A 24,935-nucleotide genomic window follows, 5' to 3' on the forward strand; every position below is an offset into this window, starting at 1 on the left:
ACCGGCTTGAGCGCAAAAGCAAAATCCCCTTTGCTTTTTGTTCAGAAGGCAAAGGGGATTTTGCTTTGTGCTAGCTACGAGCACTCTAGAAGAGCCAGAAAGAGTTAGCCCTCAACGCCCAGCTTTTCAAGAATTAGCTCGCGGACGCGGGCAGCATCTGCCTGACCGCGGGTAGCCTTCATGACCTGACCGACGATTGCGCCAGCAGCCTGCACCTTACCGGCACGGATCTTATCGGCAACATCGGGCATCGCAGCAAGCGCGTCATCAATAGCGGTGGTGAGAGCACCATCGTCAGAGACCACAGCAAGGTTGCGCTTCTGCACAATCTCGGCAGGCTCACCCTCACCATCAATAACGAAGCCCAGTACCTGGCGGGCAATCTTATCGTTGATTTTCTTCGCTTCAATAAGCTTATTCAGTTCGACAACAGTCTGCGCAGTTGCACCGGTCTCAGCCAAATCGACCTCACGGTCCTTGGCGATACGAGCAATCTCACCCATCCACCACTTACGGGCAACGGCGGCAGGAGCACCAGCAGCAATGGTCTCTTCGATAGCGTCCATAGCACCAGCGTTTACCACATCGCGGAACTCTTCATCAGAGAAGCCCCAGTCAGCCTTCAGGCGCTTGCGACGCTCGGCAGGAGGCTCGGGCAGTTCTGCGCGCAGACGCTCGATCCACTCTTCATCAGTGACCACCGGCACCAAATCGGGCTCCGGGAAGTAGCGGTAATCATCGGCATCAGACTTAGGACGACCTGCGGTGGTTTCGCGGGTATCCTCATGCCACATGCGGGTTTCCTGAATAATCTTTTCACCAGCATCGAGCACAGCAGCGTGACGCTGAATCTCGTAACGTACCGCGCGCTCCACCGAACGCAAAGAGTTCACGTTCTTGGTCTCGGTACGGGTACCAAACTCGGTGGTGCCCTTAGGCATGAGGGAAACGTTAGCATCACAGCGTACGTTACCGCGCTCCATGCGAGCGTCCGAAATACCCAGATTCTTCACGATTTCGCGAATAGCGGCAACATAGGCGCGAGCTAGCTCGGGGGCACGCTCACCGGCACCGACAATCGGGCGAGTCACGATCTCCACCAAGGGTACACCCGCACGGTTGTAGTCAACCAGTGAGAAGTCAGCACCCTGAATACGACCGGAGGAGCCACCCTTGTGGGTCAGCTTACCTGCGTCCTCTTCCATGTGTGCACGCTCAATATCGATAGTGAACACGGTACCGTCTTCTAGCTCAATATCAATCGAACCGTTGGCAGCAATCGGCTCATCATACTGAGAGGTCTGAAAGTTCTTGGGAGTATCGGGGTAAAAATAGTTTTTACGCGCGAAATGAGAGACCGGAGCAATCTCACAGCCCAAAGCCAGACCCAGCTTAATAGAAGACTCCACAGCCTTACCGTTCACCACCGGCAGCACTCCGGGTAAACCCAGCGAAACGGGAGTGACGTTAGTGTTCGGAGTATCGCCGAACTCGTTGGGAGCCGCATCAAACATCTTGGTGGCGGTATTCAGCTCAACGTGTACTTCGAAGCCCAGCACGGGATCGTACTTCTCCATGGCCTCTTCAAAGCTCAAAATTTCATCAGACATTGTGTATTACGCTCCAAAGTCGAAGTCACGAATAAGGTCACGAGTATCAGGCATCTGAGCATGCAAAGGAGCACCCCACTGAGCCTCCAACAGAGCCTCCAAACCAGCGCCTGCGCGGTAGAGACGCGCGTCCTCGTGGGCGGGGGCAGTGAACTGAATACCAACGGGCAGACCGTCTTCATCAGCCAAACCGCCGGGGATTGAGATAGAAGGAACGCCTGCCAAGTTAGTGGGCACCGTAGCGATATCACCCTTGTACATTGCCATGGGATCGCCCTTGGTCTTCTCCCCCAACTTGTAAGCGGTGGTGGGAGCAGTCGGGGAAATCAGCACATCGGCAACCTCGAACGCCTTGGCGTAGTCACGCTGAATCAGGGTACGAACCTTCTGCGCTGAACCATAGTAAGCATCATAGTAACCGGCGCTGAGTGCGTAAGTACCCAGAATGATGCGGCGCTTAGCCTCATCACCAAAACCTGCTGCGCGGGTAGCTGACATAACGCGCTCGATAGTCACGGGACCATCTTCGGGTACAACGCGCAGACCGAAACGGACGCCGTCGTACTTAGCGAGGTTAGATGAAACCTCAGACGACATAATCAGGTAGTAAGCACCAATTGCCTCTTTCACAGAAGGCAGGGAAACCTCAACGATTTCAGCGCCAGCCTGCTTGAGCAGCTCAACAGATTCGTTGAAACGCGCCAGTACGCCCTCTTGGAAGCCTTCGCCGGTGAGCTCTTTAATAACACCGACGCGCAGGCCTTTGAGACCGCCTTCAGTAGCGCCCTGACGGGCTGCGTCCGCGTAAGCACCAACAGGTTCATTGAGAGAGGTGGAGTCTTTGGGATCGTGACCACCAATGACCTCGTGAAGCAAAGCGGTATCAAGAACGGTGCGCGCACAGGGACCCACCTGGTCAAGGGAGGACGCCATCGCAATCACACCGTAGCGTGAGACAGAACCGTAAGTAGGCTTAACACCCACTGAACCGGTTACCGCTGCGGGCTGGCGGATAGAACCGCCGGTATCAGTACCCAACGCCAAAGGCGCCTGGAAAGCAGCAACAGCGACAGCTGAACCGCCACCGGAGCCACCGGGAATACGATCCAACGCCCAAGGATTGCGGGTTACGCCAAAAGCGGAGTGCTCGGTGGATGAACCCATAGCGAACTCGTCCAGGTTGGTCTTACCCAAAATAGGCATGCGGGCTGCACGAATCTTCTGAGTCACGGTGCCGTCATAGGGGCTCATCCAACCCTCAAGCATGCGAGATGCCGCAGTGGTGGGCTGCCCCTTGGTGACAATCAAATCTTTAACAGCGATAGGCACCCCTGCAAGCTCGGGGAGCTCTTGACCAGCGGCGCGATCAGCGTCCACACCGGCTGCTACTTCCAACGCTTCTTCAGCGTTAACGTGCAGGTAGGCATTCAAACCACTCTTACCGGCAGCACGGTTGTTATCGTCCAGCGCCTCACCGTCGGTTCCCACAATGTGGTCGATGTACGCCTGGGTAATCTCAACAGAGGTCAGCTCGCCCTCGCGCATTTTCTGCGCGAGCTGGGCAGCTGATAGTTTAATAATCTCAGTCATGTGTATCTACTTACGCCTTAGCTTTCATCCAGAATTGCCGGAACCCTAAACTTACCGTCCTCAGCATCGGGAGCGCCCGACAGTGCCTCTTCGGCGTTCAGGGTATCGCTCACTACGTCTTCACGGAAAACATTCTTGAGAGGAATCGGGTGGCTCGTTGCCGGAATATCATCTGACACAGCATCAGATACAGACTTCACAGAATCAACGATGACGTCTAGCTCTGAGGCCAAAGCCACCAGCTCATCATCGCTCATCTCAATATGAGCAAGCTGCGCTAGGTGCGCAACCGTCTCACGGGTAATGGCAGACATGCAATCTCCGTTTACTCGGTGTACGTTATCCTCCCCAGTTTACCGGCATTGGAAGGCAAACACCCACCTGATTTCAGGTGAGCGGGTAAACAAAACGGTTCCCGTGCCCTTTAGGTAAAGGACGCGGGAACCGCAAAAGATTCAAAGATGAGGTTTTATATTCAAACCTCTACTCGCAATTAGCGAGCGGGAAGAATCAGAACCTGACCAATTTCAATCAGGTGGGGGTTGGGGATGATGTGTGCATTAGCCTTAGCCAATGAGTCCCAGCCCTGGTAACCGTGTGCCAGAGCGATTTCTGACAGGGTATCACCGGCAACAACGGTGTAGGTGCCTGCAGCAGGAACGGTTGCTACGGGAGCAGGAGCTACTGCAACGGGTGCAGGAGCAGGAGCTACTACGGGTACAGGTGCCTCAACTACCACGGGTGCAGGAGCGGGTGCTGCGACAGGAGCGGGAGCAGCTGCGGGTGCTGCAACCTGAGCGGGTGCGCCACCGGTGCCGTATGCGTGAAGACCGAGCTGAGCTGAGCATGAAGGCCATGCGCCCCAACCCTGCATCTGCAGGAGGTTCTCAGCGACGCGAATCTGCTCAGCCTTTGAAGCTGCTGCGGGCGAGCCTGAGCCACCTGCTGCTGCCCATGATGAGGGGCTGAACTGCAGACCACCGTAGTAACCGTTACCGGTGTTGATGCCCCAGTTGCCACCTGATTCACACTGTGCCAGTGCGTCCCATGCTTCAACGGGTGCTGCGTTTGCGGGGGTCAATGACGCTGCAACTGCGGCACCACCGAAAGCGAGTGCTGCTGCTGAACGACGAATATTGGAAGTAGTCTTCACAATGCTCCATAAAAGGCCACCTCGCGCTCGTTCCATCCCTGGACGTCTATGCGCTGCCGTCTACCTATAAAAGTTTAGGTTTCATGTGTTTAGGCTTTGCCCTGTAGACGACGTCAGGTGTGCGGCAAAACCCAGCATGTGTTCGAAGTTTTCCGGCTTCGAACTGCCACCGAAGATGGTGGCGTTTGATTCGTTGATAACGATACTGTAACGATTTTGGTTTTGACAACCCATTTTTGAGGTTAAACACCCTAGCGAGAGTGGACTCTTATGCCCTGTGTTTCGTGGACCTGGAGATCATCAACAATCTTTAAGCAGAAACTGTACTTTGCATTAACCGCTAGATTCCGGGTCAAAAAGGTCTATTTTCGTTATCAAATCGTTATAAAAATTTTCCACGGGGTCACCACCTGCACCAGGGGTAGAGCACCAGAAGTTTCTCCAAAAAATTTTTGAGAAAAACGTGTCGCACCGGTTAAAACCACAGGTGGTGGTGAGAAGAACCCCGCCACCACCCTCATGTTCTACTCTTGAGGTCCTTTCTCTAGGAGGTTAATAAAGCCTTCTTCATCGAGCACCGTCACACCCAGCTGTTCTGCCTTATCGAGTTTCGAGCCAGCGGAGGCACCTGCCACCAGGTAATGGGTTTTCTTTGATACTGACCCTGAGGCTCGACCACCACGAACAATGATTGCCTCTTTGACGGAGTCACGCGTGAAATTTTCGAGCGTTCCCGTCACGACAATGGTGAGACCTTCTAAGGTGCGCTCTAGAGACTCGTCACGTTCGTCCTTCATCTGTACGCCAGCAGCTGACCAGCGTTCGATGATTTCGCGGTGCCAGTCGACAGCAAACCATTCAGTAATAGAATCGGCGATTGTTTGCCCTACCCCGTCTACTGCCGCCAATTGCTCGGTCGAGGCAGCAGCAATAGCGTCCATCGACCCGAACTCGGTGGCAAGTGCGCGTGCCGCGGTTGGCCCCACATGGCGAATAGAGAGAGCAACTAATACACGCCACAGGGGCTGAGTTTTAGCTTTCTCTAGCTGATCAAAGAGTTTGAGTGTGTTGCGCGAGGGCACCGAAGGTTTACTTACGGTGCCACGGGTGTAGAAGTAGGGCACAAGCTCTGTGGTACCGGCTTTGGCGTTTTTACCTTTTTTCTCACGTTCGATTCGAACCTCGCCTAAATCTTCTGGACGCAGGTCGAACAGATAAGCCTCGCTGGTAAGCGGCGGAATCTCGGGAGCAGCGGGGGCAGTCAGCGCGCGTGCGGCTTCCTCCCCCAGTGCCTCGATATCTAGCGCCCCGCGAGAACCAATGTGGTAGATACGCCCCATCAGCTGGGCGGGGCAGGAACGAGTATTGAGACAGCGAATATCAACGTCCCCATCTTTAGCTGGTGCCAGCGGTTCTCCGCAGGAGGGGCAGTGGCTAGGCATCACAAACTCACGTTCGCTACCGTCACGTAGGGCAACAACTGGCCCCACGATTTCGGGGATCACGTCTCCGGCTTTGCGTAGCACTACGGTGTCCCCAATCAGTACACCCTTAGCTTTGACGACATCCTGATTGTGCAAGGTTGCCATCTCAACGGTTGAACCGGCAACTTTGGTCGGTTCCATCATGCCAAAGGGAGTCACCCGCCCGGTACGACCCACGCTCACGCGAATATCGTAGAGCTTGGTGTTGACCTCCTCCGGCGGGTACTTGTAAGCAGCTGCCCAACGCGGCATGCGCGATGTGTGCCCCAGCTGCTGTTGGGTGGCAAAATCGTTCACCTTGATGACGATGCCGTCAATTTCGTGTACCAAATCATGGCGGTGCTCACCGAAGTATGCAATGAATTCCAGTACCTCCTCAGCAGTGTCGAGCATCTTACTGTAGGGGCTTACCGGCAGTCCCCATTCCTCAAGGAGTGCGTACATCTCAGACTGGCTGGTAACACTCAGCCCAGAGTTCGCCCCGATACCGTGTACGAACATACTCAGCGGACGCGCAGCGGTGACGGACGCGTCCTTTTGCCTCAGCGAACCGGCAGCGGCGTTGCGGGGGTTCGCGAAAGGAGCTTTTTTCTCTTCAATCATGCGCTCGTTCAAGGCACGGAAGTCCTGGGAAGAAATGAAGATCTCGCCACGCACTTCAAGCTCTTCAGGGTGGTCCTGCCCCGCTAAGGAGGTGGGAATGCTCTTGATGGTCAGCACATTGTGGGTCACGTCCTCACCCGTGTAACCGTCGCCGCGGGTTGCTGCGCGCACGAGCTTACCCTTGCGATAAAAGAGGTTGATGGCAAGACCATCAATTTTGAGCTCGCTCAGCCACTGGGCTTTGTGACCGGTGAGGCGCTGAGCATTCTGAGCGGTCTTCTCGATCCACGCGATGATTTCATCCAGGGAGAAAATGTCTTCCAGCGAGTACATGCGAGCGCGGTGAGTCACCGGAGCGAAAGCCGTAGAAACTTCACCGCCGACTTCTTGGGTGGGCGAATCGTTAGCTACTAGTTCGGGGTTCAGCGCCTCAAATTTTTCTAGCTCGGTGTAGAGAACGTCGTAGTCGGCATCCGAGAGAGTCGGCGCGTCATTGACGTAGTACTCGGTGCGGGCTGCACGCACTTTGTCGATGAGCTCAGCGTAGTGCTGTTTGAGCTCTTCAGATACATCGGGGCCTTCAACTTTTTCGCGGTCTGTTACAGACTCAACAATGGCTGGATCAACGCTCATGGCACTTACCTCACACACGGTTCTCTGGGGTTTTCTCGCTCAGGGGCGGGGCTTTGTCTATTGGGTGTTGTGTCTAAGTGTAGAACACTCGAAGGCTGAGTTACCCTGCCGGTAGCCGGTAGACGAACGCCCCGCTTGTGAGAGACAAACGGGGCGTTGTAGAAGGGGGTTGAGGTTACTGCTCGTCTTTGTAGTAGAACTCCTGGTTTAGTGACCGTTCAGAGACAAATTCGGGGTCTTCTGAGCTAGCAGTGGGTTTGACCTCGTAGTCCTCAGCTTTTTCGAGGATTTCGTGAGATTCGGTAGCGGTCAATTCCTTGAGTGCTTGAGCACGCGCGTCCGCTTCTTCTTCAGTAATAGCATCGACCACAACAACGGAGATATTGTCGCGACCACCGGCGCGCAGGGCAGCTGTTTGCAAAACGTCCGCGGCGTCTTGGGGGTGTTCAACGGTGGCGAGGACGCGCGCCATGTAGTTGTGTGAGAGCTCGCCAGAAAGACCGTCAGAGCAGAGCATCAGGCGGTCACCGGGTTTTGCCGGAATGACCCAGAAATCGGGTTCCCAGTAGTTGCCGGTGCCCAGGGCGCGGGTGATGACGTTGCGGCGGGGGTGGGTCAGGGCTTCCATTGCGGTGATCTGACCGGTATCAACGAGGTACTGCACCTCAGAGTGATCAACGGTGATTTGTTCAAGGCCCACACCGTCGAGTTCGCCAGAAAGCGATAGCGATTCCTCATTCGTTTGTAGGTCTTCGCCACGCACTAATCGGTAGGTGCGTGAATCGCCAACGTTGAAGACAAACCACATATTTTGATCGCCAATGTAGGTCAGCCAGGCACCGGTGAGAGTGGTGCCGGCACGCTGGTTCAAAGTGGATTTAATAGACTCATCAGCTTCACCGATGATGCCTCGCAGGCGCTCCAGGGTCTTCATAATCTGCTTGTTCAGCGCGGTCGTATTCTTGCGGCGGCGAGAGCGAAAGTTCGCCTGCGACTCCTGAGCCTCAGCCTCGCGCTCGGCAATCATATCTGCCAGTGCCTGTTCGTTCTGCTCTTTGGTCATCCCACCGGGCTGAGTGAACAGCGAAGAATAGGCGAGGGTTCGCGCTGCCAAACGTGAGGCGACCTCACCGGCTTCGTGACCACCCATACCATCGGCCACCACGGCAAGGGTGCCGGCTACGGTCAGTGCGTCCTCATTATTATCACGAAAAGCACCCTTGTCTGTTGCCTTACCGGTAAAAATCGTCAGGTGAGAGGTGCTCATTCGAAATCAATCTCCAGTTCATTACCGATGCCCGGGGTAATAGCCACAGGCGATACATTGCCAAAACCACGCACGTTACGAACGCCCTGCGGAATCAGCACAAATTTTTCATTATCTTCAATAGTTTCAGCAGTGTGATTGTCGGTCAAAACAACCCCCGGCTCTGCTAATGCCACAAGCCGAGACGCCAGGTTAACAGTGGGACCGTATACATCGCCCAAGCGGGGCATCACTCGTCCCCACACAAAAGCCACACGAGCCTCCGGCAAATCAGGATTCTCGCGAATCATCTTTGAAAGCGCCAAAGAAATACGAGCGGCAGATTCAGGTGTTTCGGTGAGGAACATAATCTCATCACCCACCGTCTTAATGATGCGACCCCCACCCACAGCAACAATCTCAGCGCACTTTTGTTCAAAAGAACGCACCAGAGACGCAAGGGTTCGTTCATTCATCTGACGCGAAAGCGAAGTGTACGATACCAAATCGGCAAAACCGATACCGCGAGCCAGCGGCAAATCGCTCTCACTAATATCTGGATCGCCCTTCTCACCGCGCAGGGCAAGTCGCACCACCGCAGCGTTGAGCTGACGGCGGTAACCATAGACCGCCAGAGCCTCGAGGTCCTCTAAAATTTCGGGCAGCACCGTCAATAGTTCTTGACGTGCCTCAGCATCGGTGGCACCGCGGTGAACCACCATGTCTTCGACGATGGTTTCGACCTGCCACGCCACCATACGATCCATCATCTGCCCCACTGAACGGATCAAAGAATTCAGACCGTCTTCGGTTACTACCCCACGCTCACGCAACTTATCTAGGCGCTTCAGAGCGTGTGCATCCATCGGGGTGAAATATTTATCGTCTTTTTTGAGGTTCGGGAACCCCAGAACCCGCCACACCTTGCGCGCAGAAAGCAGGGAAACACCCGCCATATCCGCAGCCTCTTGACGGCGAAGGGAACAGTTCTCGCCGAGCAAGGCTTTTTCGAGGCGTCGAATGCCCTGCTTAGCCCTGTCACTGCGGTACACGTTATTCAGTACGTTGTTGCCCAGAAGGTTTATTGCAGTGGTAGCTGGCCCTGTATCGGGAAGGTTGCTTGAACCTTCAGCTGTGGGTTCCACTGTGAGTACCTTTCATCAATGTCTGTGGTCACTGCGCCGCGTGTTCGTCGTGAAAATATACGCTCGCTTTTCACAGTCTAACGGATGTGAGCCACAATACTCTAAACAGTTCTTATGTTTATGACCTAAAACTTACTCTTTATTGAGTTAAAGGCGACTAAGACTTTTACTCACAACCCTCCCAGTTCGTGCTGAGCCCGACGCACCAGAGTCGAAAACTTCTGCGGGTAACCAATGCCCTGAATCAGATACTCACCACTGCGCGTGTGCAGGGTGAGATTCCCGCATATCTTAGCCCTCCACCCAGAACTCACCGTTGCACCGTGAATTTCGGGTAGACCAACTGACAGCAGCTGACTACCACGCATCTCGATCACCCTATAGTTGGTCAAAAAATGCTGATGAGATGCCCACTCCAGAACCGCACGAACGCTTTTAATCAGCGCCCACAGTGCCCCAGCAAAAACCAGCAACCCCAGAATTTTTGCGCTGGGGTAAACAGTGCTCGCAAAACTAGCGCTCACCACAGCAACGAGCAAGGACGCGAGCGCCGGCAATAAGGTACACGTATGTGCCCGCGTGCCAGCTATCACGTACTCACCTTCAAACAGCTCAGCCCTTAGTTTCATAGTCTCACCAGTCTAAAGGCTGAGCGCAAAGATTCCGAGCGAGGAGGTGCATCTTTGTGCTCAGAACACATGCGTGAAGTGCGTGAAGAGAGTGCCCGCAAACTAGGTTGCGTGAGGGATTTCGCCGGTGCCGTGTTCGAAGCTGTACAAGGGACTCTCCAGTAAGCCCCTGATATTTCGTTGTTTATGATGCCGGACGCAGGTGTACCACATCCCCCACGGCGTAGGACTTCACCCTCCCCCTCGGATCTCGCACCATGATTTCACCGTCATCCGCGAGATCAACAGCCACACCCTGCACGATGTCGTCGCCGGGTAAGTGAACGGCTACTTCCTGTCCCAGGGTGATGGTGTGCAATCGTAGAAGCTCCACCAGACTTACCCCGGACGTCAGAGGGGCACTCGCGTCCCCTCCAGCCTCAGCGAACCGCCGGTAGATATCAGCAAAGGAGGCAGCAAGTGCTTGCAAAAGCTCCAAGTTATCGGGGCTCTTAGCTCCCTCAATCGCCATTGAGGTGGCAGTTTCAAACGGCAGCTGTAAAGGGTTCATAGCGGTATTGATGCCAATACCCACAACAGCACTCATCTCACCGGTGGGTTCAATAGATAGTTGGGCGAGAATACCGGCAATTTTGCGGCCACCGACCACTAAATCGTTGGGCCATTTGATGCCAGCATTCACCCCTTGCTCCACAAGGGTCTGCCGGGCAGCTAAAGCCAGGATCATAGTCAGCCAGCGCAGAGCTTCGGAGCGCAGTGGCTGGGTGCTGGCGTGGGGGCGCACGATAAAGGTGGCACACAAGGCGCTGCCTGCCGGTGCCGTCCACTGCCGATCCAGGCGTCCGCGCCCCGCCCTCTGGTCATCGGTGGCGAGCACAGAAAGCTCTCCCAATTTCTCGCGGGCAGTAGCATCGGGTGAGGCAAGTAGCTTAAGAGCATCAGTATTCGTGGATTCCGTCTGGGAGAAAAAACCCGCCCGCGCATAACCGGGAATATTCAGGGGGGTAAGTTGTTTAGAAGTGGACTGCATACTGTGACCTTCATGTTGTGACGGTTCGCCTAAACACGATTCAGCTTACACTTTTAGGGCAACTTGACTAAAAATTCCTGTAGTGTGTCTCACCTAAGGTAGATTTAACCTAACTAATTAGCTTTCGAGCGTCACTTTCGATGGTGACGCGCCAAGATAAGACCACATAGCAACAGAACAGGGATTCACTCATGGCTTTTTATGCAGCAACCTACGTCTACGGCAACGCTGAGGTTCAGGCAGAGCACCGCCCCGCCCACCGCGAATATCTGGGTGCGAAGTACGAAGAGGGTGTTCTGGTGGCTTCTGGTCCGTTCGTGACCGGCGATACCCCCGGCGCCCTGTTGATTTTCAAGGCAGACTCCCAGCAGGAAGTCGCAGATATTCTCGCCCAAGATCCGATGACCCTCGGCGGTGCAGTTCTCGAAACCACCCTGCGCGAATGGAACCCCGTTTTCGGCAACCTGGGTGCCTAAAACCGCCACCCGCACCTCTGGCAGCATCGAACCACTCGCTGCCCCTCTTTGAAACCTCTCGTACGGAAAGTTGACATGACCGATAGTTCTGCACCCGAATATGATCTCACCACTACCCAGGGAAAAATCGCTGATTTTTATGCCCGCCGTGAGCAGTCGCTGCTACCCACCGGTCAGGGGCCGGTAGACCGCCAACACGAACGTGGCAAGCAAACAGCGCGCGAGCGCCTCGACATGCTCTTGGACGAGGGCTCTTTTGTGGAGTTTGACGCGCTCACCCGCCACCGCACCTCGGCATTCGGCATGGATTCCAAGCGTCCCCTGGGTGATGGTCTGGTGTCGGGCTACGGCACTATTGACGGACGTCTGGTTGCCGTTTATTCGCAGGATTTCACAGTCTACGGTGGTTCGCTCTCACAGGTGAACGGTGAAAAAATCGTCAAGGTGCAGAAGTTCGCTCTGAAGAACGGTTGCCCCATTATAGGTATCAATGACGGCGGTGGTGCTCGTATTCAGGAGGGCGTCGCGTCCCTGGCGATGTTTGCCGATATTTTCAGAATGAATGTGCGCGCCTCGGGTGTGATTCCGCAGATTTCAATCATCATGGGTCCCTGCGCCGGTGGTGCTGCCTACTCACCGGCGCTGACTGACTTTGTGGTGATGGTCGATAAGACCTCGCACATGTTCATTACCGGCCCAGACGTGATTAAAACTGTCACCGGTGAAGAAGTTGATATGGAAACCCTCGGTGGCGCCCACCAGCACAATGCGGTGACCGGCACCTCAGCCTACCTGGCTGAAGATGAAGAGGACGCTTTTGATTTCGTACGTGAGCTTGTGGAGTTCTTACCCTCGAACAACCTTGCCGAGTCCCTGCCGATAGAACATTCCCAAGAGACCGGGGTCAGCGTTGATGACCTTGATCTCGATCAGTTGATTCCCGACTCAGCCAACCAGCCCTACGATATGCGCGCAGTCATTGAAACAGTGGTTGATGACGGGCACTTCTTAGAGTTGCAGGAGCTCTACGCCCCCAATGTACTGACCGGTTACGCCCGTGTAGAGGGGCGAACCGTAGGTATTATTGCAAACCAGCCCCTGCAGCTGGCAGGTACCCTCGATATCAATGCCTCCGAGAAAGCTGCGCGTTTTGTGCGTAACTGCGATGCTTTCAATATTCCCATTCTGACCTTTGTGGATGTTCCCGGCTTCTTGCCCGGTACCGATCAGGAGTTCAACGGCATTATTCGCCGTGGCGCTAAACTGCTCTACGCCTACGCCGAGGCAACCGTTCCTATGATTACCGTTATCACCCGCAAAGCCTACGGTGGTGCCTACATTGTGATGGGGTCAAAGAAACTCGGGGCTGATATCAACCTGGCGTGGCCTACCGCCCAGATTGGTGTCATGGGGGCTCAAGGCGCCGTCAATATTCTCTACCGCCGCGAACTAGCAGCCGTTGCCGAAGAAGGTGGCGATGTTGATGCCAAGCGTGCTGAACTTGTACACAAGTACGAAGAGGAACTGCTCAACCCCTACCAGGCAGCTGAACTCGGTTATATCGACGAGGTCATTGCCCCCAACGAAACCCGCGTACGTATTATGAGTGCCCTTCACGCCCTGCGCGATAAGCGATCGTCAACGCCCGCCAAAAAACACGGCAACATGCCACTGTAAGCAGTCCTACCCGTGAAAGTTAGAGCACCTATGCCCCTCATATCAGCATCCAAAGAAACACCGGTTGCCCCCTCGCAGCCACTCTTTCAAGTGGTCAGTGGGAACCCCACAGACGAAGAAATTGTCGCCCTGACAGCCGTTATCATGCAGCAGCAGGCCTCCGCTCGTCACCGTGATTCCACAGCCTTTGAGGCCGTGCAGCGCATTTTGTTGCGCGGCCAACGACTGGGTATCGGTCTGCGCCCCGGTGCGGGCTCGTGGCGGCGGGCGCGTCCGCAATAAAACTAACCCTCGGCTCGGGAAATTTCGGTGCGTTGACGGGTTAAACCCACCCAACCGTGTGCTCTAAGCCATAGACTGGTAGGTATGACACAACTAACCGAAATTCCCGCAGCCTACCGCGTAGAACGCGCAGAAACCGAAATTGACCGCATCGCTAACGCTCACTACGAGCGGATGCTTGAGCTAAACCCCGAGAGTGCGACTGTCGCAGGTCGTAAAGGTCGTGAGACAGAGTACGCAGATTACTCCCCGGCTGGCACTTCGCTTATCTTGCAGGCTGTTCGTGACACCCTTGACGCTCTTTCAGAGGCCACCCCCGTTGATAATATCGACGAAGTCACCCTGGACGCGATGCAGGAGCGCCTGGGTCTCATGGTGGAGATGCACGAGGCCGGTTTGGGCGAGTGGGAGATTAATAACCTTGCCTCCCCCGTTCAGAGTATTCGCTCCGTTTTTGATTTGATGGGTCGCGACACCGCTGAGGACTGGGTTCACCTTTCGGGTCGTATGCACAATGTTCCCGATGCGATTGCCGGTTATATCGAGACTCTTGAGGCTTACCGTGCTCAGGGTAAGGTCGCCGCTAAGCGTCAGGTAGAAACCGCCATTGAGCAGACCGCCGCTTACATCACAGAGGATGGATTCTTCGCCCAGCTCGCCAAGGAGATTGCTCAGAACGCCCCCGAGCTGGCAGATGAAGCGAAAATCAACGCTCGCCGCGCCATCATCGGTTACTCAGAGCTCAACACCTACCTCACCGAAGCGCTCCTGCCCGAAGCACCGGTTGAGGACGCTGTGGGTAAGAAACGCTACAGCCTTTACTCCCGCCAGTTCTTGGGTTCAACCATCAACTTAGAGGAAACCTACGCGTGGGGTATTGAAGAGCTCGATCGCATCATCGCAGAACAGCAAAAGGTCGCTGAAGAAATCAAGCCGGGCTCTTCTATCGAAGAGGCAAAAGAGGTTCTCGATGCAGACCCCGCCCGCACTCTGCACGGCACCGATGCCCTGCGCGAGTGGATGCAGGGGCTCTCTGATGCAGCCCTTGAATTCCTAGCAAAAGACCACTTCGACGTTGGAGGGCCCATGCGCAATCTGGAATGCATGATTGCTCCCACCCAAGAAGGCGGTATCTACTACACGCCCCCGGCAGCCGACTGGTCGCGTCCGGGACGCATGTGGTGGTCAGTACCTCCGGGAGAAGACACTTTCGGCACCTGGCGTGAAACCTCCACTGTTTATCACGAAGGCACCCCCGGCCACCACCTGCAGGCAGCCGTCGCTACCGCTATGGCGGGCACCATGAACGAATGGCGCGCCAACGGCGTCTGGGTATCAGGCCACGGCGAGGGCTGGGCTCTCTACGCCGAGCGCCTGATGGAAGAACTCGGCTACCTGAGCGACCCCGGAGATCGCATGGGCATGCTCGATGCTCAGCGCCTACGCGCCGCCCGCGTCGTCTTTGATATTGGCGTTCACTGCGGTTTTGAAATCCCCGAACGCTGGGTCAAAGAACTGAAGATTGAGCCGGGCATCTGGAGCGCTGAAACCGGTAAAAAGTTCTTGGATGCCAACCTTGATATGAGCGTTGGTCAGCGCGACTTCGAGTACGTGCGTTACCTGGGCTGGCCCGGTCAGGCACCCAGCTACAAGGTCGGCCAGCGCATCTGGGAACAGCTGCGGGATAAGGCGCGTGCGGCAGGCATCAGCGACAAGGACTTCCACACCCGTGCCCTCAAGCTCGGCTCTGTGGGTCTTGATACTCTCAAGCGCACCCTCGCTTTCTAACCCACAAAAAACTCCAGACCACATACACAGGGGCTGCCAGTGATGACGGCAGCCCCTAATGTTTTTGCGTACTTTTATTTCTCGCCCGTGAAGAAAATCCCCGCATCATGGCGGGCGCGGGTGCAGATCTCGTTCACCAGACGAGAGACCTCGGTGAGCTGAGCGTAGCGCTCCAGTTGCTGAGAACTCAGCCCACCGTTCTTATGTGATTGGATGAGCTGGGCAAAATACTGGGCTTCAAAAGCCATCAAGACAGATAGCGAGCGCGGAGTATCAGCCTCAGCGCCCTCGACTGTAAACAGCAGCTCTGAGTGCTCAGGGCCTACTAACTCCACCGAACGGATATCGTTGACGCCGGTGAATACTAGGCGCTCGCGTCCTGCGTATATTTCTGCTGGGCTTGATGCTGCGTAGTCTTTAGCGACCCTGATAGTAACGTCAAAGGTGGGGTAGGTAAGAACCAGCGTACCGTGGGCGTCAACGCCTGAGGGAGCTAGCACGGCTTTGTAGCTCACGTCGCTGGGTTCGCCAAAGCAGGCAATGGCGGTGTACACAGCGTAAACCCCCAGATCGACCAGGGCACCGCCACCAAAATCTAAAGAGAAAATGTTAGGGATTTGCCCTGCGGTGAGGGCATCCCAGCGCGAGGAATACTGGGCGTAGGTGAAGCAGGCACTCGTTACCTTGCGCTTTTGTGCTTCTTCGATGACGCATGTCATGCCGGGTTCGTACATGTTGCGGGCAGCTTCTAAGACCAGCACTCCTGCGGTATCTGCTGCCCGATGCACGGATTCCCACTGGGCGGGGTTCCAAAAAGCCGGCTTCTCCACGATCGGGTGTACCCCTGCGTCGATAGCAGCTAGAGTGTGCTCAGCGTGCAGGGAGTTAGGTGAGGCGATATAGACTGCATCCAGAGAGTGGGTGAGCAGCTGCCCGATGGTGCTCGCATGGTTAGCGTCGATGCCGGTAGCCTTCGCCAGTTCTTGAGCGTTCTCGCGGCTGCGGCTCATGATAACCACCGGTTCGAAGAAACTGCGGCTAGCTTCTATAAAATGCTGGGAAATAAAACCTGTGCCAATGATACCGAGTCGAAGCATGAAAATTACCTACTCTCTTTTTCAGGTAAGCGCAGGTTCTCACGTTAAACGCGAAAGCCTGCGTACTGTCTGTCACCAGTGTACGCAGGCTCTCGCCTCTGGTTATAAGAAAGGCAACGGTTAAGCGCGGACGCTTGCCCCTGCACCTACCGAAACGTCAGCTGCTGTGTAGGGCGCTGAGTCGGCAGTCAGTGACTCGTCGGTGAAACCCTCGTGATCACGCGGGGCGTTGTAAGCGGTTTCGTTCAGTAGGCCTTCGCGCTTGGCGACGATGGCGGGAACCAGTGCCTGACCGGCAACGTTGAGAGCGGTGCGACCCATATCGATGATGGGGTCGATAGCCAGCAACAGACCCACGCCATCCAGGGGCAACCCCAGGGTGGAGAGGGTCAAGGTCAGCATGACCACAGCGCCGGTGGTACCTGCGGTTGCAGTAGAACCCAGTACAGAGACCAGAACAATAAGCAGGTACTGGGAAATGCTGAGATCAATGCCGTAGAACTGAGCCACAAAAATAGCTGCCAGCGCCGGGTACACCGCAGCGCAACCGTCCATCTTGGTGGTAGCGCCCAAGGGCACAGCGAAGGATGCGTAAGCGCGGGGTACGCCCAAGTTGCGTTCGGTCACGGTCTGGGTCAGGGGCATGGTGCCCATGGACGAGCGGGAGACAAAGCCCAGCTGCACAGCAGGCCATACACCCGAGTAGTACTGTTTCACGGACAGACCATGCATTTTGACAATCAGCGGGTAGAGCACCAGGAATACCAGGGCAAGCCCCACGTAGAGCACTGCCACAAACTTGGCAAGAGATCCCATGGAGGTCCAGCCGTAGGAGTAGACCGCGCGTCCAATGAGACCAAGGGTACCCAGGGGTGCAAGGCGGATAATCCACCACAGAATCTTCTGGATGATAGCTAGAGCCGACCTATTGAAGTTCAAGAAAGCTTCAGCGGGTTCACCTACCTTGAGGGCAGCGATACCCACGGCAATGGAAATTACCAAAATCTGCAGAACGTTGAAAGAGGGGGACGCGCTCAGTGCGCCCTCTGCGCTTTCTTTGACGCCCACACTCAGACCCACGAAGTTTGAGGGCACCAGTGAGGTGATGAAAGCGAGCCACGAGCCGGTTGTACCGCTGTAGGTTTCAGGGGTAGTGAGACCGGTGTTTGCGCCGGGCTTGGTAATAACGCCCAAGAAAATGCCGATAAGAACCGAGAAGAAAGCGGTAATTGCGAACCAGATGAGGGTCTGGAAGGCAAGACGGGCTGCGTTAGTGACCTGCGCCAGGTTAGCGATGGATGCAACCACAGCGGTAAAGACCAGGGGGATCACTGCTGTACGCAGGAGCGAAACGTAGGTAGTAGCGATGGTGTCGAGGGTGGTCATCAGCCAGTTTGGGTCTTCTTTTGGGGTGCCGCCCATGTTCAAGGCGAGTATGCCCAGCAGGATACCGACAATTAGCGAGGCAATAATTTGGTTGCCGAAGCTGGTTGCCCAGGCTGGAAATCGAGAAGTCTTGTGTGTGCTCATAGCGTCCAAGCTTAGCCGCGCTACCGCTGGGGTCGGTAGCGATTATTACGCTATATAAAGTGAAAACGGTCTGATACGCGGCTTTTGTGCTCAAGCTATCAGGGCGCCCCCCCCCACGCCGACTATCTTGCAGTGGGTGGGTGCGGTAGGCACGTCAAAGGTGTCTCTAGGGCACACGGGCGGACGCGCGTTACCCACCCAACGAGGTTGTAGCAGATGAGTGGCGGATGAGGTGCAGCAGTCTGCGTTCTACAGTGCGAGCGTAATAAACGCTGTAAATTTCAGGATGTGGACATATTCTGGCTAGTCGTAGCCCAAAATTAATGAGATGCAGAGCACGGGACGTAAAATCACGAGTGCGAATCATTCCCAGATAACAGAAAGCGTCCGCCACTATGCCTTCACACAACGATGAATTTACATCGCTCGCAGAGACTATGAGCTTTGCCCCGGAAGAAACCAATATTCTTCGTGCTTACTATCGTTACCTTCTTCAGCTCGGTCAGCATTTTGAAGCTGAAGCTGTCATCACCGCGCTGGCAGAGAACGCTGATATTACCCGCGATTTCATTAAATTTTTCACCGCCAGTTTTGATCCTTCCACTTCTTGCAGCATCGAAGAGCGCCTAGCCGCCCGTGCAGAAGCTGGCGAGCAGCTGAACCGAAGCATCCAAGCTCTTGATGCAGGTACATCACGCGAGATTCTCAGTGCCTACGCCGAGGTAGTACAGGCAACAGTGCGCACCAACTACTACCAGAACAAAGAAACACTCGCCTTCAAGCTGCGTCCCACCGAAATTTCTTTCGCTCCCTTACCGCGCCCCCTGTGGGAAATCTGGGTCTTCTCAGAAGCTGTAGAGGGTACCCATCTGCGCTTTGGCATGGTGTCACGCGGGGGTCTGCGCTGGAGCGATCGCCCCGATGACTTCCGCACCGAGGTCTTAGGTTTGGTCAAGGCTCAGCGCGTGAAGAACTCCGTGATTATTCCCAACGGTTCTAAGGGCGGTTTCTTCCCCAAGGGTCTGCCTGACCGCGACGCGGAGAAAGAACTGTACGCTCAGATGGGAGTTGATGCCTACAAGCTCTTCATCGGTTCATTGCTGGATGTCACCGATAACCTAGTGATTGATGATGGTCAAGAGAGCCTTGTTCACCCCGAAAACGTCATTGCTCTCGACGGGCAAGACCACTACCTGGTGGTCGCAGCAGATAAAGGCACCGCGACCTTCTCAGATATTGCTAACGGTATCTCCGTTGATCGCGGCTTCTGGCTGGGCGATGCCTTTGCCTCCGGCGGCTCAATCGGCTTTGACCACAAAGAAATGGGTATTACCGCCCGCGGTGCGTGGGAAGCTGTCAAACGTCATTTTGCGGCACAGGGTCACGATTCTCAGACTGAAGAGTTCACCATGGTGGGCATCGGCGGCATGGCTGGCGACGTCTTCGGTAACGGTGTGCTGCTATCACCGGCAATCCGCCTGGTGGCAGCTTTCGACTCACGCCACATCTTCCTCGACCCCAATCCCGATGCCGCCGCCACCTTCGCAGAACGCGAGCGTCTCTTCAACCTCCCCCGCGCCTACTGGTCTGATTACAACACCGAACTGATTTCTACCGGTGGTGGAATCTTCCGCAGGAATACTGAGAGCATTGAGATAACCCCTGAGGTACGTTCCGCTCTGGGCCTTGAAGATTCCGTTACTGCCCTGACCCCGCAGGAGCTGATTCGCGCAATCATTGCCGCTCCCGTTGACTTGCTCTACACCGGCGGTACCGGCACCTACGTCCGCGCTAGCAACGAAACTGACGCTGACGTTGCCGATCACACCAACGACGACATGCGTATCACCGCCGCTGATCTTCGCGTTTCGGTGGTTTCAGAAGGCGGTAACCTGGGGCTTACCCAACTCGCCCGTATCGAAGCGGCACAGCGTGGCGTCCTCGTGAATACGGACGCGGTCGACAACTCCGCAGGCGTTGAGACCTCAGATCACGAGGTTAATCTCAAGATCTTGGTGGACCGTCTCATCGCTGCCGGTGAGATTGAAGACGATGAACGTACCGCCCTCATTGAAGCTCAGGTTGAAGAGGTCGGTCTGCAGGTACTGGAATCTAACATTAACCAGAACATTCTCTTGCAGGCTGAACGTCTCGACGGTGGTGAGCTTCTAGCGATAGCGCCGGAGTACATTGCCTACCTGGTAGACAACGCCCACCTTGAACGTGATGTGGAATTCCTGCCCACCGATGCGGAGATCGAACGTCGCGCATCAGCAGGTGAGAAGCTCACCAGCCCCGAACTTGCAGTGCTTGCTGCCTACACCAAGCTGTGGCTGACCCAGGCGCTGGTGGAGGAAGACTTCGCAGAAGATGAGAGCCTTGCTGATGTGCTGGATCGCTACTTCCCCTCCCCTGTCACAGCCAAGTACAGCCCTCACTTCTGGTCGCACCCGCTGCGTCAGGCGATTATTTCCACCAAGGTCGCTAACGAGCTCATTGACTTTACCGGTATCGCATCGGTCTACCGTCTGGGCAAGGAGCTTAGCGCCTCAGCATCTGACATCGCCGGTGCCTATATGACGGTACGCGGTGAGAAGAACCTGGCGGAGCGTTTTGAAGAGATTCGCCAGCTGCCGGCTCACACCCCGCTCGATGGGTGGAGTAGCAAGGTTCAGGACGTTCGCGACACCATTATTGAGGGCATCCGCACCCAGCTTGCGAATAAATAACCACGTATAAAGCTGCTCACTCGATCCCTCCATGCCGCCGCACCCCGTACAAGAGGTACGGCGGTATAAGTCTTTACGGGCGGTATATTGGGGGTCATGACTACTTCTGTTGCACCCCACCTTGTTCTAGCCTCAAGCTCACCGGCACGCCAGAAAATACTGACCGATGCGGGAATCAAATACAGCGTTATGGTCTCTGACGTTGATGAGGACGCGGTTCTGCGCCAGGCTCAAGAAACTGCCTATTCTCATGGACTCGGGGAGATTACCCCGGCGCAGACCGCCCAGCTTTTGGCTCAAGCAAAGGCGCAGGACGTTGCCCAGCAACTAGTAGCTACCCCGGACGCCGGCGCTCTGGTGCTGGGATGCGATTCGGTTTTTGAGTTTGAGGGTCGCCCCTACGGTAAGCCCCATACCGCCGAGGTAGCTACCCAACGTATAACGGCAATGCAGGGCAAGACCGGTATTTTGCACACCGGCCACTGGCTAGTAGATACCCGCACCGGTCAGCACACCGCCGAGCTGCGTAGCGCCACCGTGCATTTCGCGTCCATGAGCGAGGAGGAAATTACCGCATACGTGACAACCGGCGAACCCTTGTGGGTTGCGGGTTCTTTCACCATCGACGGGTTTGGTGCCGGTTTCATTACAGGCATCGAAGGTGAGTTTCACACCGTCGTGGGACTCTCGGTGAACGCTTTACGGTCACTTTTAGCCAAAAACAGTGTTTCGCTGCCCGAAATTTGGAAAAAATCATAAATAATTTCAAAATAGAGACTTGAGACTAAGAACATCCGTATGTTCTTGACCGGTGTGCCTTGCTAACTGATAGATTCTCCCAGCGCGCCCGGGTACATCACAAGGGCCAAAAAGGAGCACTCGTTGACAACTGCTACTCATACCCACGTTGAGGGTAAACACACCGGGCCGGTTACCAAGGTTTTGATTGCTAACCGCGGTGAAATCGCGGTGCGCGTTATTAGAGCCGCGCGTGATGAAGGTATTAAGACCGTGGCGGTCTATGCTGATTCTGATCGCGATGCCCTGCACGTCACCCTCGCGGACGAGGCTTTCGCTTTAGGCGGTGCCACCGCTGCCCAGTCGTACCTGGTGGTAGACAAGCTGCTGGATGTTGCAGCACGCTCCGGTGCTGACGCTGTTCACCCCGGATACGGTTTTCTTTCTGAAAACGCTGATTTCGCCCAAGCAGTCATCGACGCAGGTCTTACCTGGATTGGTCCCTCCCCCGATGCTATTAACCGACTCGGTGATAAGGTCGCAGCCCGCCACATCGCGCAGAAGGTAGGAGCGCCTCTGGTGCCGGGCACCGCTGATCCGGTGAACTCCGCTGAAGAAGTCTTCGATTTCGCTGAGAAGCACGGTCTGCCCATTGCTATTAAGGCAGCATTTGGCGGTGGCGGACGCGGCATCAAGGTGGCTCGCAAACGCGAAGACATCACCGAGATGTACGAGTCAGCGGTACGCGAAGCAACCGCCGCTTTTGGTCGCGGCGAATGCTTCATCGAACGTTTTTTGGATGCCCCGCGTCACGTTGAAACTCAGTGTCTGGCGGACGCACACGGCAACGTTGTGGTGATTTCGACTCGTGACTGCTCCCTCCAGCGTCGCAATCAGAAACTCGTTGAAGAAGCACCCGCACCTTTCTTGAGCGACGAACAAAACGAGCGTCTCTACGAATCTTCTATCGCGATTCTGCAAGAAGCCGGTTACACCGGCGCAGGCACCTGCGAGTTCTTGGTAGGCACCGACGGCACTATTTCCTTCCTCGAAGTCAATACCCGCTTGCAGGTAGAGCACCCCGTCTCTGAAGAAATTACCGGTATTGATCTGGTACGCGAGCAGTTCCGTATCGCCAGGGGCGAAGAGTTGGGCTACGGCAGCCCCGCCCTGCGCGGTCACTCCCTAGAGTTCCGCATCAACGGTGAAGACCCGGGGCGCACCTTTATGCCCGCCCCCGGCACCATCGAAAAACTCAAAGTTCCCTCAGGCCCCGGCGTCCGCTGGGACTCAGGCGTGGAACAGGGCGACACCATTGGCGGCAACTTTGACTCCATGCTCGCCAAGCTCATCGTCACCGGCGCTACCCGCGCAGAAGCTATTCAGCGCGCTCGCCGTGCCCTGGCAGAGCTGGTTATTGAGGGCATGCCCACTGTGGTTCCTTTCCACCGCGCCGTACTTGAAGACCCCGCTTTCGCCCCTGAAAACGGAGAAGACTTCTCAGTACACACCCGCTGGATTGAAACGGACTTCAACAACACTATCCCGGCTTATGATGGTGCCCCCGGTAGCGTTGATGAAGCTGAGGACGACCGTCAGCGCGTTGTTGTAGAGGTCGGAGGTAAGCGCTTGGAGGTTGTCATCCCCGCTCTCGGTGGCGCGTCCGCCCCTGCGAAGCCCGCGGCAAAGCAGCGCAAACAGCGTTCAGCCAAGCAGACCAAGGCTTCGGGCAATGACCTTACCTCGCCCATGCAGGGCACCATCGTCAAGGTTGCTGTGCGCGATGGCGCTAAGGTTTCAGAGGGCGATCTGATTGTGGTTCTTGAGGCGATGAAGATGGAACAGCCTATCACCGCCCACAAGGCGGGTAAAATTACCGGGCTCAAAGCAAAAGCGGGCGAAACCGTAAGCGCGGGCGAGGTTATCGCCTCCATCAAATAACCCCAACGTCAAGAAGACAGGGGGGCGTCATTTTTTGACCTAAAAATGACGCCCCCCTGTCCTCTTGGCATTTAGTGGGGTCGTTAGAGCATCTGGTGCAGCTGGCGGGCTGCCTCTGAGATAGATCCGCTCAGTGAGGGGTAGACGGTGAAAGTTTCGGCGACATCGTCCACATGCAGTTTCTTATCGACAGCCAGCGAAATGGGGAAGATCAGCTCTGAGGCGCGTGGTCCCACTACCACTCCACCGATGACGGTGCCGGAGTGTTTGCGGGCAATAATTTTCACAAAGCCGTCAGTGGTTGCCATCATTTTCGCGCGGGGGTTGGTAGCCAGTGGCTGCTTGTAAATATCGGCCTGGTACTTGCCTTCCTGCACCTCTTTCTCGCTCACACCCACGGTCGCAATTTCGGGAGCGGTAAAGATGTTTGAGGCAACCTGGTGAACGCGTAAGGGTTTCACCGCATCACCCACCATGTGCGCCACAGCGATGCGTCCCTGCATCGCAGCAACGGACGCCAGCGGGTAAACACCGGTGCAGTCACCGGCAGCGTAAATATTAGCCTGGGAGGTACGTGAGACGCGGTCTACCAGAATGTGCCCGCTCTCGGTGGTTTCGATACCGACTTTCTCAAGCCCCAGGTTTTCTGTATTGGGAATAGAGCCCACCGCAATCAAAACGTGAGAACCTGCTACCTTACGCCCATCGGCGAGGGTAACGATGACCCCGTCACCAGCTTCGTTATAAACAGCGTTCTCTGCACGCGAGCGCGGCATGACGGTCACGCCGCGGCGTTCAAAGACGTTTTCCAGCAGAACCGCCGCGTCCTCGTCCTCGCCCGGAAGCACGCGGTCGCGGGAGGAAATGAGGGTGACCTGAGCACCCAGCCCGTTGTATGCTGAGGCGAATTCGGCGCCGGTAACGCCGGAACCGACCACGATGAGGTGTTCGGGGATTTCGTCGAGATCGTAGAGTTGGGTCCAGTTGAGGATGCGTTTACCATCGGGCTGGGCGGTGGGTAGTTCACGGGGATGGGTGCCGACCGCCAGCAGGATGTAGTCGGCAGTCAGATCGTAGGAGAGTCCGTTGTCATCTTTGACGGTAACTGTGTGGTTGTCTTTGAGGGCTCCGGTGCCCGAGATGACTTTAACTCCGTTGCGTTCGAGGGCTCGTTTGATGTCTTTGGACTGCTCTGCTGCGAGTTTGAGCAAACGAGCATTGACTTTTTCAAGGTTGGTGCGTAGGGAGTAGTGATCGTCGCCATCGACGATTTCTATACCGAGTTCTTTAACCTCGCGAAAGCGGGTCATCAGGTCAGCGGATGCGATAAGAGTTTTCGAGGGAACAACATCGGTGAGCACTGCGGCACCACCCATTCCCTTGCGTTCGATGACGGTGACGTCGGCGCCCAGGTGAGCTGCCACGAGTGCTGCTTCGTAGCCGCCGGGCCCGCCGCCGAGAATAATGAGATTGCGCTTTGATTTATCGTTGTTGAGTACCACACCTTACATTGTGAGACATATTATAGGTTTACTCAACTTGACCGGGTGCGCT

19 protein-coding genes are annotated in these 24,935 nt (G+C 55.7%); 7 read left to right on the plus strand and 12 right to left on the minus strand.

Annotation, left to right across the window (positions count from 1 at the left end; genetic code table 11):
- Positions 1-104: 104 nt before the first annotated feature.
- From gatB to JTP09_RS04950, 9 genes are all read right to left on the minus strand, one after another.
- On the minus strand, positions 105-1,610 hold the full coding sequence (gatB, locus tag JTP09_RS04910; RefSeq protein ID WP_204877337.1) for an Asp-tRNA(Asn)/Glu-tRNA(Gln) amidotransferase subunit GatB: 1,506 nt from the start codon (positions 1,608-1,610) through the stop codon (positions 105-107).
- Positions 1,611-1,616: 6 nt separating this feature from the next.
- Complete coding sequence (gatA, locus tag JTP09_RS04915; RefSeq protein WP_204877338.1) at positions 1,617-3,200, minus strand: Asp-tRNA(Asn)/Glu-tRNA(Gln) amidotransferase subunit GatA; 1,584 nt, start codon at positions 3,198-3,200, stop codon at positions 1,617-1,619.
- Positions 3,201-3,217: 17 nt separating this feature from the next.
- The gene (gene gatC, locus JTP09_RS04920; RefSeq protein ID WP_204877339.1) at positions 3,218-3,514 is read right to left on the minus strand and encodes an Asp-tRNA(Asn)/Glu-tRNA(Gln) amidotransferase subunit GatC; all 297 of its coding nucleotides are present in this window, start codon (positions 3,512-3,514) and stop codon (positions 3,218-3,220) included.
- A 179-nt stretch (positions 3,515-3,693) separates the two neighbouring features.
- On the minus strand, positions 3,694-4,353 hold the full coding sequence (locus tag JTP09_RS04925; protein WP_370592500.1) for a transglycosylase family protein: 660 nt from the start codon (positions 4,351-4,353) through the stop codon (positions 3,694-3,696).
- Between the two features lie 524 nt (positions 4,354-4,877).
- Positions 4,878-7,073, minus strand: coding sequence for an NAD-dependent DNA ligase LigA (gene ligA, locus JTP09_RS04930; RefSeq protein WP_204877341.1), 2,196 nt, complete (start codon positions 7,071-7,073; stop codon positions 4,878-4,880).
- A 175-nt stretch (positions 7,074-7,248) separates the two neighbouring features.
- The gene (locus JTP09_RS04935) at positions 7,249-8,340 is read right to left on the minus strand and encodes a PP2C family serine/threonine-protein phosphatase (protein WP_204877342.1); all 1,092 of its coding nucleotides are present in this window, start codon (positions 8,338-8,340) and stop codon (positions 7,249-7,251) included.
- A complete protein-coding gene (locus JTP09_RS04940; protein WP_204877343.1) occupies positions 8,337-9,464 on the minus strand; it encodes an adenylate/guanylate cyclase domain-containing protein in 1,128 nt (375 codons plus the stop codon). Before JTP09_RS04940 ends, JTP09_RS04935 begins: the two co-directional genes overlap by 4 nt.
- A 170-nt stretch (positions 9,465-9,634) precedes the next feature.
- A complete protein-coding gene (locus tag JTP09_RS04945; RefSeq protein ID WP_204877344.1) occupies positions 9,635-10,093 on the minus strand; it encodes a hypothetical protein in 459 nt (152 codons plus the stop codon).
- A gap of 184 nt (positions 10,094-10,277) precedes the next feature.
- Complete coding sequence (locus JTP09_RS04950; protein WP_204877345.1) at positions 10,278-11,123, minus strand: biotin--[acetyl-CoA-carboxylase] ligase; 846 nt, start codon at positions 11,121-11,123, stop codon at positions 10,278-10,280.
- Between the two features lie 191 nt (positions 11,124-11,314).
- Between JTP09_RS04950 and JTP09_RS04955 the strand changes: the two genes are divergently transcribed.
- The 4 genes from JTP09_RS04955 to JTP09_RS04970 all read left to right on the plus strand — a co-directional run bounded on the left by JTP09_RS04955 (position 11,315) and on the right by JTP09_RS04970 (position 15,346).
- Entirely contained in the window at positions 11,315-11,599 is a 285-nt protein-coding gene (locus JTP09_RS04955; protein WP_204877346.1) for a YciI family protein, read from the plus strand.
- A 75-nt stretch (positions 11,600-11,674) separates the two neighbouring features.
- Entirely contained in the window at positions 11,675-13,276 is a 1,602-nt protein-coding gene (locus JTP09_RS04960) for an acyl-CoA carboxylase subunit beta (RefSeq protein ID WP_204877347.1), read from the plus strand.
- Between the two features lie 30 nt (positions 13,277-13,306).
- Positions 13,307-13,558 (plus strand): acyl-CoA carboxylase subunit epsilon, encoded by a 252-nt coding sequence (locus JTP09_RS04965; protein ID WP_204877348.1) that lies wholly within the window; start codon positions 13,307-13,309, stop codon positions 13,556-13,558.
- A gap of 84 nt (positions 13,559-13,642) precedes the next feature.
- Positions 13,643-15,346: a DUF885 domain-containing protein gene (locus tag JTP09_RS04970; RefSeq protein WP_204877349.1), complete on the plus strand. Its 1,704-nt coding sequence runs from the start codon at positions 13,643-13,645 to the stop codon at positions 15,344-15,346.
- Between the two features lie 74 nt (positions 15,347-15,420).
- Here JTP09_RS04970 and JTP09_RS04975 read toward each other — a convergent pair whose 3' ends face one another.
- Positions 15,421-16,443: a Gfo/Idh/MocA family protein gene (locus JTP09_RS04975; protein WP_204877350.1), complete on the minus strand. Its 1,023-nt coding sequence runs from the start codon at positions 16,441-16,443 to the stop codon at positions 15,421-15,423.
- A gap of 120 nt (positions 16,444-16,563) precedes the next feature.
- Positions 16,564-17,973 carry a dicarboxylate/amino acid:cation symporter gene (locus JTP09_RS04980; RefSeq protein ID WP_204877351.1) on the minus strand — a complete coding sequence of 470 codons (1,410 nt, stop codon included), beginning with the start codon at positions 17,971-17,973 and terminating at the stop codon, positions 16,564-16,566.
- A gap of 395 nt (positions 17,974-18,368) precedes the next feature.
- On the opposite strand from JTP09_RS04980, the gene JTP09_RS04985 reads away from it, so the two are divergent.
- The 3 genes from JTP09_RS04985 (at position 18,369) to JTP09_RS04995 (ending at position 23,381) form a co-directional block, all read left to right on the plus strand.
- Positions 18,369-20,702: an NAD-glutamate dehydrogenase domain-containing protein gene (locus JTP09_RS04985; protein ID WP_204877352.1), complete on the plus strand. Its 2,334-nt coding sequence runs from the start codon at positions 18,369-18,371 to the stop codon at positions 20,700-20,702.
- Positions 20,703-20,798: 96 nt separating this feature from the next.
- Positions 20,799-21,461 carry a nucleoside triphosphate pyrophosphatase gene (locus JTP09_RS04990; protein WP_204877353.1) on the plus strand — a complete coding sequence of 221 codons (663 nt, stop codon included), beginning with the start codon at positions 20,799-20,801 and terminating at the stop codon, positions 21,459-21,461.
- A gap of 123 nt (positions 21,462-21,584) precedes the next feature.
- On the plus strand, positions 21,585-23,381 hold the full coding sequence (locus tag JTP09_RS04995; RefSeq protein WP_204877354.1) for a biotin carboxylase N-terminal domain-containing protein: 1,797 nt from the start codon (positions 21,585-21,587) through the stop codon (positions 23,379-23,381).
- A gap of 83 nt (positions 23,382-23,464) precedes the next feature.
- Here JTP09_RS04995 and JTP09_RS05000 read toward each other — a convergent pair whose 3' ends face one another.
- Positions 23,465-24,883, minus strand: coding sequence for an NAD(P)H-quinone dehydrogenase (locus tag JTP09_RS05000; RefSeq protein WP_240333916.1), 1,419 nt, complete (start codon positions 24,881-24,883; stop codon positions 23,465-23,467).
- Positions 24,884-24,935 lie beyond the last annotated feature (52 nt).

This window comes from Rothia sp. ZJ1223 (assembly GCF_016900985.1).
Classification (GTDB): Bacteria; Actinomycetota; Actinomycetes; order Actinomycetales; family Micrococcaceae; genus Rothia.

Excerpts from the sequence above, each read along its gene's own strand:
- gatB (WP_204877337.1), bottom strand. The coding sequence starts at position 1,610 with ATGTCTGATGAAATTTTGAGCTTTGAAGAGGCCATGGAGAAGTACGAT.
- gatA (WP_204877338.1), bottom strand. The coding sequence starts at position 3,200 with ATGACTGAGATTATTAAACTATCAGCTGCCCAGCTCGCGCAGAAAATG.
- gatC (WP_204877339.1), bottom strand. The coding sequence starts at position 3,514 with ATGTCTGCCATTACCCGTGAGACGGTTGCGCACCTAGCGCAGCTTGCT.
- ligA (WP_204877341.1), bottom strand. The coding sequence starts at position 7,073 with ATGAGCGTTGATCCAGCCATTGTTGAGTCTGTAACAGACCGCGAAAAA.
- JTP09_RS04935 (WP_204877342.1), bottom strand. The coding sequence starts at position 8,340 with ATGAGCACCTCTCACCTGACGATTTTTACCGGTAAGGCAACAGACAAG.
- JTP09_RS04945 (WP_204877344.1), bottom strand. The coding sequence starts at position 10,093 with ATGAAACTAAGGGCTGAGCTGTTTGAAGGTGAGTACGTGATAGCTGGC.
- JTP09_RS04950 (WP_204877345.1), bottom strand. The coding sequence starts at position 11,123 with ATGCAGTCCACTTCTAAACAACTTACCCCCCTGAATATTCCCGGTTAT.
- JTP09_RS04955 (WP_204877346.1), top strand. The coding sequence starts at position 11,315 with ATGGCTTTTTATGCAGCAACCTACGTCTACGGCAACGCTGAGGTTCAG.
- JTP09_RS04960 (WP_204877347.1), top strand. The coding sequence starts at position 11,675 with ATGACCGATAGTTCTGCACCCGAATATGATCTCACCACTACCCAGGGA.
- JTP09_RS04965 (WP_204877348.1), top strand. The coding sequence starts at position 13,307 with ATGCCCCTCATATCAGCATCCAAAGAAACACCGGTTGCCCCCTCGCAG.
- JTP09_RS04970 (WP_204877349.1), top strand. The coding sequence starts at position 13,643 with ATGACACAACTAACCGAAATTCCCGCAGCCTACCGCGTAGAACGCGCA.
- JTP09_RS04975 (WP_204877350.1), bottom strand. The coding sequence starts at position 16,443 with ATGCTTCGACTCGGTATCATTGGCACAGGTTTTATTTCCCAGCATTTT.
- JTP09_RS04980 (WP_204877351.1), bottom strand. The coding sequence starts at position 17,973 with ATGAGCACACACAAGACTTCTCGATTTCCAGCCTGGGCAACCAGCTTC.
- JTP09_RS04985 (WP_204877352.1), top strand. The coding sequence starts at position 18,369 with ATGCCTTCACACAACGATGAATTTACATCGCTCGCAGAGACTATGAGC.
- JTP09_RS04990 (WP_204877353.1), top strand. The coding sequence starts at position 20,799 with ATGACTACTTCTGTTGCACCCCACCTTGTTCTAGCCTCAAGCTCACCG.